The organism is Nocardia sp. NPDC057272 (assembly GCF_042668615.1).
GTDB lineage: Bacteria > Actinomycetota > Actinomycetes > Mycobacteriales > Mycobacteriaceae > Nocardia.
In genome coordinates, this window is the sequence record NZ_JBHUYK010000022.1 from 109,253 (window position 1) to 120,863 (window position 11,611).

Below are 11,611 nucleotides of genomic sequence, written 5' to 3' on the forward strand. Positions count from 1 at the left end.
TCGACGGCTCGACGGCGTCACCGGTCGGCTCGGCCGCGGTGTCGGCGGGCTCGATGTCGTCCTCGGTCGCGGTCTGCACACCGGAGGGACCGGACGCAGCTTCGGACGCGTCAGCCGACGGACTCTGCAGCCACGGCGGCGAGGTCGGATTATGGTCGTTGTTGGTCACAGTTCCCCCACTTGCTCGCTGAACGAGCAGGAAAGCTCGGCGCTGAATATGCCCTAAAACGCTAACACGGAGGCAATTTTCGCGCGTCGGGGGCAGTAGCTCCCATGCCCCAGAGCGAATTCGAATGCTCCCAGCTCAACCGGTATATCCGGGACGAGGCCGACCGGGCGAACCGAAGTTGTCCACAGGCCCGGGAATCTATCCACAGGCACAGAAGCGGCCGGGACCTCAGGTCCCGGCCGCCATAGAGCAAGCTACTGCGCCGCGCGGTTCACGGCCGAGACGACCGCTCGCAGCGAGGCGGTGGTGATCGAGGTGGCGATGCCGACGCCCCAGACGACCTTGTCACCGATGGCTACCTCGACGTAGGCCGCGGCCTGGGCGTCGTCGCCCGCGGACATGGCGTGCTCGCTGTAGTCGAGGACGCGGACCTCGAAACCGACGGTCGCGATCGCGTCGACGAACGCCGCCAGCGGGCCGTTGCCGGAACCGCTGATCTCCTGCTCGACGCCGTCGACCTTCACAGTCACCACGATCGAGTCGACACCGCCGTCGGTCTCGGCCGCGGTGACCTTCTGCTTGATCCGCTCGAGCGGCAGGATCGGGTTCAGGTACTCGGTGGCGAAGACGTCCCACATCTCCTTGGGCGTCACCTCGCCGCCCTCACCGTCGGTGATCGCCTGGATCGCCTGCGAGAACTCGATCTGCAGCCGGCGCGGCAGCACCAGACCGTGATCGGTCTTCATGATGTAGGCGACCCCGCCCTTGCCCGACTGCGAGTTCACCCGGATGACAGCCTCGTAGGTACGGCCGACGTCCTTGGGGTCGATCGGCAGGTACGGGACCTCCCAGACGATGTCGGCCACATCGGCGCCCTGTGCGTCGGCGGCGGCCTTCATCGCGTCCAGGCCCTTGTTGATCGCGTCCTGGTGGCTGCCGGAGAAGGCGGTGTAGACCAGATCGCCGCCGTAGGGGTGACGCTCGGCCACGGCCAGCTGGTTGCAGTACTCCACCGTGCGACGGACCTCGTCGATATCGGAGAAGTTGATCTGCGGGTCGATGCCGCGCGAGAACATGTTCATGCCCAGGGTGACCAGGCAGACGTTGCCGGTGCGCTCACCGTTGCCGAACAGGCAGCCCTCGATGCGGTCAGCGCCGGCCTGGTAGCCCAGCTCGGCGGCCGCGACGGCGGTGCCACGGTCGTTGTGCGGGTGCAGCGACAGCACGATCGAATCGCGGCGGGCCAGGTTGCGGTGCATCCACTCGATCGAGTCGGCGTACACGTTCGGTGTGGCCATCTCGACGGTCGCGGGCAGGTTGATGATCAGCGGCTTGGCCGGGGTCGGGGCGATGATCGCCGAGACCGCGTCGCAGACCTCGCGGGCGTAGTCGAGCTCGGTGCCGGTGTAGGACTCCGGGCTGTACTCGTAGCGCCACTCGGTGTCGGGGTAGCGCTTCTCGATCTCCAGGCACAGCGACGCCGCGTCGGTGGCGATCTTCTTCACCGCGTCGCGCTCGGCGCGGAAGACCACGCGGCGCTGCAGGATCGAGGTGGAGTTGTAGAAGTGCACGATCACGTTCGGTGCGCCCGCGCAGGCCTGGAAGGTGCGCTCGATCAGCTCGGGGCGGCACTGGGTCAGGACCTGGATGGTGACATCGGCGGGGACCGCGCCGTCTTCGATGATCTCGCGGACGAAATCGAAGTCGGTCTGGCTCGCGGCCGGGAAACCGACCTCGATCTCCTTGTAGCCCATCCGGACCAGCAGGTCGAACATGCGGCGCTTGCGGGCCGGGCTCATCGGGTCGATCAGGGCCTGGTTGCCGTCGCGCAGGTCGACGGCGCACCACGCGGGGGCGCGATCGATGATCTTGTCCGGCCAGGTGCGGTCGGGCACCGTGATCGGTTCGACCTCTTCGGCGAAGGGGCGATACCGGAACGAGGGCATCGAGGAGTTCTTCTGGGTGTTCCAGGCGGGCTGGTCGGCCGGTGCGGGTTTGCCGGGGGCCGAAATGGTGCGCGAAGCGGATACGAATGCGTCAGCCGAGGACATGCAAGTTTCTCCGTGGGTGTGATGGATTCCCGTGAATGGGAGCGGGTCGACCGGCGCGTTGGAACCCCGCGACGGGAGCCGGTCCGTATCAGGACCCGTCGCGGCGGCCGAGAAGAAGAGCCCGCTGCAGCATGATCCTCCGAGCTTACCGCGTGCCCACCCCTGCTTGTAAGCGGCCTGGAGAATCGACCTCACCGATTTCGCTCACCAGTTGACCAGTACGGTTTCCCCCATAACGCACGCTTGTACGGACCTTCGCGTCCGACGAGACGTACCAAAGGAATTCGAATGACTTGGTTACAACAGGTGGCCATCTTCGCCGCGGGTATCGCGGCGGGTGGCATCAATACGATCGTCGGATCGGGCACGCTGATCACCTTTCCCACGCTGCTCGCGTTCGGGTTGCCGCCGGTGACAGCGAATGTGTCGAACACGATCGGGCTCGTCCCCGGCTCGGTGAGCGGGGTCATCGGCTATCGGCGGGAACTGGAAGGACAGCGGTCCCGACTGCTGCAGCTGGGCACCGCGTCGCTACTCGGCGGCATCACCGGCGCGATCCTGCTGCTGACGATGCCCGCGGCGGCGTTCAAGGCGATCGTCCCCGTCCTCATCATCGTCGCGCTGATCCTCGTCGTCGTGCAGCCGCGACTGGCCGCGTGGGTGAAGCGGCGCCGGGCGGACGGCGCGTCGGCGACGCCGGAACACGGCGGGCCCATTCTGCTGGTCGCGGTCTTCGCCACCGGCATCTACGGCGGCTACTTCGGGGCCGCCCAGGGCGTGCTGCTGATCGGTCTGCTCGGGGTGTTCGTGCACGAGGACATCCAGCGGCTCAACGGCGTGAAGAACGTGCTCGCCCTGATCGTCAACGGGGTGTCGGCGGTGATCTTCATCGCGATCGCCGAGGTGGACTGGCAGGTGGTCGCGTTGATCGCGATCGGCTCGATCATCGGCGGGCAGCTCGGCGCGAAGGTCGGGCGGAAGTTGTCGCCGAATGTGCTCAGAGGGGTGATCGTGGTGGTCGGCACCATCGCGGTGGTCCGCCTGCTCACCAGCTGAGGTCCCGGTAGCCTCACGCGCTCGTCGTGACTTGTGACAAATGTGGTCGCCACCGGGCGATCCTTCATGTTGCGGGGTATTCTTCGCGTCGGCCATGCGTGATGAGGGAGGTGGCCTGGTGCACAGACGTGCCTTTTTCAAGGCGGCGGGACTGGCGGCTGTTGCCGGTGCCGTGGGAACGACGCTGGCGAGCGCGCCCGCTTCGGCGGATCCGCGCCAGGCGATGTTCCAGTCCTGGGTGCCGGAGATCTTCGCGCCGATTCCGGACGCGCCCGCGCACACGCAGGCCATCGTGATCGGATCCGGCTTCGGCGCCGCCGTGACCGCGCTGCGCCTGGCCGAGGCCGGGATCGCCAACACCGTGCTCGAGCGCGGTTCGCACTGGCCCAACGACCCGTGGCGCGAGATCTTCACCGGCGACGACCTGCCCGACGGTCGCGGATTCTGGCATCGCACCAGCTTCACCGGCGTCACCAAGGTGCCGATGAGTTTCAGCGCGTTCGGCGGCGTGCTGGATGTGACCGAATATTCCGGGATCGACGTGTGGCGCGCCGCCGCGGTCGGTGGCGGCTCGGTGATCTTCAGCGGGGCGATGGTTGCTCCGCAACGCAGACTGTTCGACCAGGTCTTCGGTGGCGTCGTCGATTACGGCGAGCTGGAGAGCGTCTACTACCCGCGGGTGCGCCAGATGCTGCGGCTCGACACGATGCCGGCCGACATCTACAACTCCGCGCCGTTCGCGCACTCGCGCGCCTGGGACGACCAGGTGCGCGCGGCCGGATACCAGCCGCTGCCCAACGACTCGATCTTCACCTGGGACGTGCTGCGCAGCGAGCTCGCGGGCACCTCCCGCGCATCCGCCACCTCTGCCCGCTCGAACCTCGGCAACTCCAACGGCGCCAAGTTCGACCTCAACCAGAACTACCTGCGCTACGCCCGCGAGACCGGCAAGTCCCAGGTGTTCCCCGGCCACCGCGTCGACGCCATCGCCCAGGAGGCGAGCGGCAGGTTCGTGGTGGCCGTATCGAAGCTGGCCCCGACCGGTCAGGTGCTGAGCACCCGCAACCTGACCTGCGACAAGCTGTTCCTCGGCGCGGGCTCCATCGGTACTTCGGAGCTGCTGGTCCGCGCCCAGGCCACCGGCACGCTGCCCAACCTCAACGAGCACATCGGCGACGGCTTCGGCACCAACGGTGACGTGGTGCTGGCCCGCGGCGCGAGCGCTATCGCGGGCCAAGGCCAAGGTGTGCCGAGCGCCAGCCGGATCTACGACGAATCCAGCGTCCCGCTCACCCTGGAGAACTGGTACATCCCCGGCATCCCGTTCGAGACCGGCGCGCTGGCCTCGCTCGGCATGGTCCTCGACCCGACCCGTGCCCGTTTCGGCTACCACGCGGCGTCGGGCGGTGTCGGCGTGAACTGGTCGGCGGGCACGCAGAACGCGGTCGCCGGGGCCGCTCGTGCGGTCGACCACCGGATCGCCGAGCGCGCGGGCGCGGTCGCCGAGTACGGCGCGCTGGGCTACGACGCCAACGCCCAGTTCACCGCGCACCCGCTCGGCGGCGCGGTCCTGGGCAAGGCCACCGACGCCTTCGGCCGCGTCCACGGACACCCCGGCCTCTACGTGATGGACGGTGCCGCGATTCCCGGCAGCACCGCGACGGTCAACCCGTCCCTGACCATCACCGCACTGGCGGAACGCAACATCGAGGCCGTCCTGCGCGGCTGAACACGCCACCGACCGGCGTCGGCAACTCCCCTCGCGGCGTCGGTCGACCAATTAGCGTGGGCAGCGATGTCAAGGCCGACCTACGCGGCGCCGACCGCCAGATATTCAGGAGCAACAGTGGCTTCACCGGGGATCGAACGGGTCGAGGCCCTGCCGGACGTGCGCTCGAAAACGCCGACCTTGCGCACCGACATCCTCATGCTGATCCTCGCGATCATCTCGGTGGTGCTGGTCGTGTGGATCACCTTCTTCGACGTCAGCGGCCCGACCTACCACGCGATCGTCATCGTCGACACGTCGATCTGCGCGATCTTCCTCGTCGAGTTCGTCTGGCGCTGGCGGCGGGCGGGCTGGCCGTGGTCGTTCCCGTTCATCTACTGGTACGAAGTCCTCGGCATGATCCCGGTGACCAGCCCGCTGTTCCGCGGGTTCCGGCTGCTGCGCATCGTGGTGATCTTGATCCGGCTCGGCCGGGTGGCCGATCGGGCGCTGGGGGAGCGGGTCACCGCGACGATCGTCAACCGGTTCGTCGGCACGATCGTCGACGTGATCAAGCGCCCGATGACGATCGCGATCCTCGACGAGGTCTCCAAGGTCCTGCGCGCGGGCCATTACACCCAGAACATCGCCGCCGCGCTGGAGGAGAACCACGCCGAGGTCGACCAGCTGATCATGGACCTGATCAAGAACGACCCGCAGACCGGCAAACTGCGTTACGTCCCGTTCCACGACGACATCATCCGGCTCGTCGCCGACACGGTCTACCGGATGCTGCGCCAGCTGCTCGACGACCCGCGCACCGACGAACTGGTCGCGGACATGCTGCGGGAGAACCTCGACCAGATCAATGACGCCGTGCGCGCCGGGGTGCGGGTCCCGCCCTCGCACCGAGGGGCGACGCCCGCCGAGCACGGCGTGCGCCACCACCTCGGTCAGATCAAGCGTGCCTGATCTGGTCGCGCGGCTGGGCGAAGCGCAGGGTCTCGAAGATCACCAGCGCGGCCAGCAGCGCGCACAGCACGGCGAGCGAGGCGAGCGCGGGCAGGTGCGCGGCGATCGGGATCAGCGCGAACAGTAGGGCCGCGGTGATCACGCGCGCGATCGACACCGATTTGGTGGCAAAGTACTTCGCCGCGACGACGCCGAGGATGAACAGCGCCGGTCCGGCGTAGAGCGCGCCGAGCGGGATGCCGTAGAGCGGGTCGGTGAGTGTGTGGTGCGAGGAGTCGCCGACGTAGTACAGCACCTTCTTCAGCCCGAGCGAGAGAGCGATGACGCCCACGATCATCGGGAAATGCCCGTAGGTGTAGCTGTTCTGCGCGATCTTGATCTGGTGCGCGCCCCTGGCGTGGGCGAAGCTGTGCTCGATCGAGATCGCGGCCACGTCGAAGTAGAGCCACCACAGCAGACCCGACACCGCGAGCCCGAGCATCGAGCCGAGCGCGATCGGCCAGGAGATCGGGAGTCCGGCCACCCCGATGCCGATCGAGACGATCGATTCGCCGAGCGCCACGATGACGATCAGGCCGTAGCGTTCGGCGAAGTGCTTGGCCGAATTGATCCGCCAGTCCGTGCCGGCGATGGCGGTCCACGCCATGTCGCCGACGATGGCGGCGATCCACAGCAGGATCTGGGTGAGGCCGGTGGTCATCGCCGCGATCACCAGCAGCGTGGTGCCGATGGTGATCGAGCCCAGCGCCCAGCGCAGCAATTGCCCGCGCAGCTGGGAGTCCTCGGAGCTGATCGCCCAGAAGATGCCGACGTGCACCAGCCGCACCACCAGGTAGGCGATGGCGAAGACCAGCGGGCCGAACCAGCCGCCGTCCAGATCCTCGAACGCCTCGGGAATCGTGAGCGCGGCGATGAACGCACCGCCCATCGCGACGAACATGCCGACGCGGGCGATGCCCTCGTCGGCGCGCACCACATTGCCCAGCCACGAGTAGGCGATCCACAGCCACCACATCAGGGCGAGGACCAGCGTGGCCCGCAACATGTTCGCGGCCGTTGTGTCGTCGGCGGCCAGGTCGGTGACCATCGTGAAGGCGAAGACGATCACCAGGTCGAAGAACAATTCGAGCTGGGTCACCGAGCTGTCAGCGGTGACCGGACGGAACCGGGGCCGTCGATTTCCGATCATGGCGACAATCGTCGCACCCCCGGCCACGATTCGCGCGCGGCGCCGATTGTTTCGCGGACGGCGCAACTAGCCGACCGCGAAGCCCCCGACCTCTGGATACCGCTCGGCGAAGTCGATGAAGTTCGCGACCGTCTCGTCGTGCAGTTTGCGCAGGCTTCGGTTGAACAGGATGCCCGGAATGGGCAGCGGAAGGGAGAGTTCTACGTGGTAGTCGACCTCGGTGCCCTCCGGGGTGTCGACCAGTTCGATCCAGCCGCCGCCCTTGGACCCGCGACTGCTGTCGACGACCCGCCACTCGGACCGGTACTGCTCCCAGGAGTATTCGAGCACCTGGGCGTCGGAGTTACCCATGAAGTGGGCGGTGGCGAAAACTCGGCGCGGCCTGCCGTCGGCATCGCGCGGCCCGACCCGGACATCACTGAGCGAGGTCGACCACTCCGACATCAGGTCAACGGCCAGTAGTGCGTCCATCACTTGGTCGATCTCGGCGTCAACGGTGAATCGGATGTCGATCTTCGAGCGCATCTGTGTCTATCCTCCGAACCCCCGCAGCTTTCGCGCCCGATTGTGCACAGTGGTACCAGTGATCGTCAACACGTCTATGGTCTGGACAAATGACCGGGTCAACTGCTTATCACACGCTCGACGGCCGTTTCGATGAGTGCCATGCTCTGCTCCTCGGTGAAGATTCCGGGCAGTGTGAGGTGTTCGACGATGAGCCAGTTGAGCGCCAGATAGAGCAGTAGTACCGACTCCGCGTCGCCGGGCATGCCGGACGCCAGATGGTTGCGGACGTTGAAATCGATGTCGGCCCGGACGCGTTCGGTGAGCACCGTGCGCAGTTCGGGACGCCGGGTTGCCTCGAGTCGTAGTTCGAGCAGCGCGAGATAGGCCTTGCGATGCGATTCGATGCGCCCGACCACCTCTTTCATCAGCGTGGTGATGTTCTCGAGGTCCTTCGGGCCGTCGCTGACCAGGGCCATCGTCTCCTCGCTCGGCTGCACCACCTCGTAGAAGCGGACGCCGGCCTGGGTGAGCAGCTCGTCGCGATTGGCGAAGTAGTTCGACGCCGTGCCTGCGGGGACGGCCGCCTGTTTGTCCACCGCGCGGAAGGTGAGGCCGCGGGCGCCCTCGTCGGCGAGGACCTCGATGGCCGCGTCGAGCAGGGCTTGCCGACGTTCGGGATTAGTTCGCACTTGACACCACTCCATTCGTAGTACTACGTTGAAACCACTTCAAACAGAGTACAACACCTGAGGCGGTAACCATGCGAAAGCTTGTCTACTACATCGGCGTCTCCCTCGACGGCTACATCGCGGGCTCCGGCGGCGAGGTCGACTTCTATCCGACACCGCAGAACTATGTGGAGTGGATGATGGACGAGTTTCCCGACTCCATCCCGACCCACCTGCGCGCGCACTTCGGCATGGACCCCGACCTGCCTGCCAAGAACTGGGACACCGTGCTGATGGGGCGCGGCACCTACGTGCTGCCGGACGAGCACGTCGAGAGCCCGTTCTCGCACCTGAAGCAGTACGTCATCTCGTCCACACTCGACCAGGCCGACCATCCCGGGGTCGAGGTCGTCTCCGGTGATCCCCTCGAACTGGTGCGCGAGCTCAAGCAGCGCGAGGGCGGCGACATCTGGCTGTGTGGCGGCGGGAAGCTGGCCGGGCAGCTGCTCGACGAGATCGACGCGATGATCATCAAGAGCTATCCGATCGTCGCGGGCGAGGGCATCCCGGTCTTCACCGGCGTCTTCAAACCGACACAGTTCGCTCCGGTGCGGCGCAAGGAATTCGACAACGGCACGCAGGTCACCTGGTTCGATCGAGCGTGAATTCCGTGGTTATCCACAGGTGACAAGCCTGTGTCGTTTTCCACAGGCAGGGCAGGTAGCAGCAAAACCGGTGGCCCGGGCCCGGTACTCTTGGTCGCTGATACCAATCTGACACTCGATCGTGAAGGACCTGCTGTGGCTCTCGTAGTTCAGAAGTACGGAGGATCCTCGGTGGCTACCGCCGAGCGGATCCGGCGCGTCGCTGAACGGATCGTGGAGACCAAGAAGCAGGGGCACGATGTAGTCGTCGTGTGCTCGGCCATGGGCGACACGACCGATGAGTTGCTCGATCTCGCGGAGCAGGTGGCCCCGGCGCCGCCTGCTCGCGAGATGGACATGCTGCTCACCTCGGGCGAGCGCATCTCGAATGCCTTGGTGGCCATGGCTATTCACACGCTCGGCGCCGAAGCTCGCTCGTTCACCGGCTCGCAGGCCGGCGTGATCACCACCGGCGCGCACGGCAACGCCAAGATCATCGACGTGACCCCGGGCCGCCTGCAAGAGGCGCTGGCCGAGGGGCAGATCGTGCTGGTGGCCGGCTTCCAGGGCGTGAGCCAGGACAGCAAGGACGTCACCACGCTGGGCCGCGGCGGCTCCGACACCACCGCCGTCGCGCTGGCCGCGGCGTTGAAAGCCGATGTCTGCGAGATCTACACCGACGTCGACGGCATCTTCTCCGCCGACCCGCGCATCGTCCCCGACGCCCAGAAGCTCGACAAGATCTCCTACGAGGAGATGCTCGAGATGGCGGCCTGCGGGTCGAAGGTGCTCATGCTGCGCTGCGTGGAGTACGCGCGCCGCTACAACGTTCCCGTTCATGTTCGGTCGTCCTACACCGACAAGATCGGCACCACTGTTTTCGGATCGATGGAGGACATTCCCGTGGAGCAGGCAATCCTGACCGGCGTCGCACACGACCGCAGCGAGGCCAAGGTGACCGTCGTCGCCCTGCCCGACGAGCCGGGCTACGCGGCCAAGGTGTTCCGCGCGGTGGCCGACGCCGAGATCAACATCGACATGGTGCTGCAGAACATCTCCAAGGTCGACACGGGCAAGACCGACATCACCTTCACCTGCCCCAAGACCGACCTGGTCCGCGCGGTGCAGAAGCTCACCGAGCGCCAGGACGAGATCGGCTTCGCCGAGATCCTCTCCGACGACCACATCGGCAAGGTCTCCCTGGTCGGCGCCGGGATGAAGTCGCACCCGGGCGTCACCGCCACCTTCTGTGAGGCGCTGGCCAACGCGGGCGTCAACATCGACCTGATCTCCACCTCCGAGATCCGGATCTCGGTGCTCGTGCGTGACACGGAACTGGATGAAGCGGTGCAGGTGTTGCACAAGGCATTCGATCTCGGCGGCGACGAGGCCGCTGTCGTCCACGGCGGAACGGGGCGTTAAGCAATGGGTGTACGTGTAGGTGTTGTCGGTGCGACCGGTCAGGTCGGCGCCGTCATGCGCAAACTTCTCGAAGAGCGCAACTTCCCGGCCGACGAGGTGCGGTTCTTCGCATCCTCGCGTTCGGCGGGCAAGACGCTGCCCTGGCGCGGCGGCGAGATCGTCGTCGAGGACACCGAGACGGCCGATCCGTCGGGTCTCGACATCGCGCTGTTCTCGGCCGGCGCCACCATGTCGCGTGTGCAGGCCCCGCGCTTCGCCGCGGCGGGCGTCACCGTGATCGACAATTCCTCGGCATGGCGCAAGGACCCCGATGTGCCGCTGGTGGTGTCGGAGGTCAACCCCGAGGCCACCCGCAACCTGCCCAAGGGCATCATCGCGAACCCGAACTGCACCACGATGGCCGCGATGCCGGTGCTCAAGCCGCTGCACGACGTGGCCGGTTTGCAGCGCCTGATCGTGTCGTCCTACCAGGCCGTTTCCGGCTCCGGTCTGTCCGGTGTCGAGGAGCTCGCCTCGCAGATCCGCGCCGTGTCCGCCGACGCGGAGAAGCTGGTGCACGACGGTTCGGCCGCTGAGTTCCCCGCGCCGAACAACTACGTCGCGCCGATCGCCTTCAACGTGATCCCGCTGGCCGGTGCGCTGGTCGACGACGGTTCCTTCGAGACCGACGAAGACCAGAAGCTGCGCAACGAGAGCCGCAAGATCCTCGGCCTGCCCGACCTGCTGGTGAGCGGTACCTGCGTGCGGGTCCCGGTCTTCACCGGGCACTCGTTGTCGATCAATGCCGAATTCGCCGAACCGATTTCGGTGCTGCAGGCCAAGGAACTGCTGGCCAAGGCGTCGGGCGTGCGTTTGGTCGACGTGCCGACCCCGCTGGGCGCCGCAGGGCAGGACGACTCTCTCGTCGGGCGGATCCGCCAGGATCCGGGCGTGCCGAGCGGTCGCGGTCTCGCGCTGTTTATCTCGGGTGACAACCTGCGAAAAGGTGCTGCGCTCAACACGATTCAGATCGCGGAAGTGTTGCTCGAGAACCGTTGATTCGGTAGTCCTGGGTGTGGGGCCGGGGCCTCGGGGTTTGGTAGTCCCGAGGCAGGTTGTGTGGCAGAGCTCGGGGTTTGAGTAGTCCCAGGCGGGTTTGACGCTGTGTTTGTTGGAGCGCTGGCGCGCTCGAGTCGCGGCCCCGAGGGGCCGCCGGTTAGCCACCGGGGCTTGCTCCTTCGTCGCC

The 11,611-nt window shown here is 66.6% G+C and carries 10 protein-coding genes; 6 read left to right on the forward strand and 4 right to left on the reverse strand.

What is annotated here, in order from left to right:
- Positions 1-423: 423 nt before the first annotated feature.
- On the reverse strand, positions 424-2,220 hold the full coding sequence (gene leuA / locus ACFULV_RS25840) for a 2-isopropylmalate synthase (protein WP_378660967.1): 1,797 nt from the start codon (positions 2,218-2,220) through the stop codon (positions 424-426).
- Between the two features lie 288 nt (positions 2,221-2,508).
- On the opposite strand from leuA, the gene ACFULV_RS25845 reads away from it, so the two are divergent.
- The 3 genes from ACFULV_RS25845 (at position 2,509) to ACFULV_RS25855 (ending at position 5,956) form a co-directional block, all read left to right on the forward strand.
- A complete protein-coding gene (locus tag ACFULV_RS25845) occupies positions 2,509-3,276 on the forward strand; it encodes a sulfite exporter TauE/SafE family protein (RefSeq protein WP_378638656.1) in 768 nt (255 codons plus the stop codon).
- Between the two features lie 118 nt (positions 3,277-3,394).
- Positions 3,395-5,005: a GMC oxidoreductase gene (locus ACFULV_RS25850; protein WP_378660969.1), complete on the forward strand. Its 1,611-nt coding sequence runs from the start codon at positions 3,395-3,397 to the stop codon at positions 5,003-5,005.
- Between the two features lie 117 nt (positions 5,006-5,122).
- Entirely contained in the window at positions 5,123-5,956 is an 834-nt protein-coding gene (locus ACFULV_RS25855) for an ion transporter (RefSeq protein WP_378638661.1), read from the forward strand.
- Here ACFULV_RS25855 and ACFULV_RS25860 read toward each other — a convergent pair.
- The 3 genes from ACFULV_RS25860 to ACFULV_RS25870 all read right to left on the reverse strand — a co-directional run bounded on the left by ACFULV_RS25860 (position 5,943) and on the right by ACFULV_RS25870 (position 8,341).
- The gene (locus tag ACFULV_RS25860) at positions 5,943-7,145 is read right to left on the reverse strand and encodes a low temperature requirement protein A (protein WP_378660972.1); all 1,203 of its coding nucleotides are present in this window, start codon (positions 7,143-7,145) and stop codon (positions 5,943-5,945) included. The genes ACFULV_RS25855 and ACFULV_RS25860 overlap by 14 nt on opposite strands.
- A gap of 66 nt (positions 7,146-7,211) precedes the next feature.
- Entirely contained in the window at positions 7,212-7,670 is a 459-nt protein-coding gene (locus tag ACFULV_RS25865; RefSeq protein WP_378638666.1) for an SRPBCC family protein, read from the reverse strand.
- A gap of 98 nt (positions 7,671-7,768) precedes the next feature.
- Positions 7,769-8,341 carry a TetR/AcrR family transcriptional regulator gene (locus ACFULV_RS25870; protein WP_378660975.1) on the reverse strand — a complete coding sequence of 191 codons (573 nt, stop codon included), beginning with the start codon at positions 8,339-8,341 and terminating at the stop codon, positions 7,769-7,771.
- A gap of 71 nt (positions 8,342-8,412) precedes the next feature.
- Between ACFULV_RS25870 and ACFULV_RS25875 the strand changes: the two genes are divergently transcribed.
- From ACFULV_RS25875 to ACFULV_RS25885, 3 genes are all read left to right on the forward strand, one after another.
- On the forward strand, positions 8,413-8,985 hold the full coding sequence (locus ACFULV_RS25875; protein ID WP_378660977.1) for a dihydrofolate reductase family protein: 573 nt from the start codon (positions 8,413-8,415) through the stop codon (positions 8,983-8,985).
- Between the two features lie 135 nt (positions 8,986-9,120).
- Positions 9,121-10,386 carry an aspartate kinase gene (locus ACFULV_RS25880; RefSeq protein ID WP_378638675.1) on the forward strand — a complete coding sequence of 422 codons (1,266 nt, stop codon included), beginning with the start codon at positions 9,121-9,123 and terminating at the stop codon, positions 10,384-10,386.
- A 3-nt stretch (positions 10,387-10,389) separates the two neighbouring features.
- On the forward strand, positions 10,390-11,424 hold the full coding sequence (locus ACFULV_RS25885) for an aspartate-semialdehyde dehydrogenase (protein ID WP_378660980.1): 1,035 nt from the start codon (positions 10,390-10,392) through the stop codon (positions 11,422-11,424).
- Positions 11,425-11,611 lie beyond the last annotated feature (187 nt).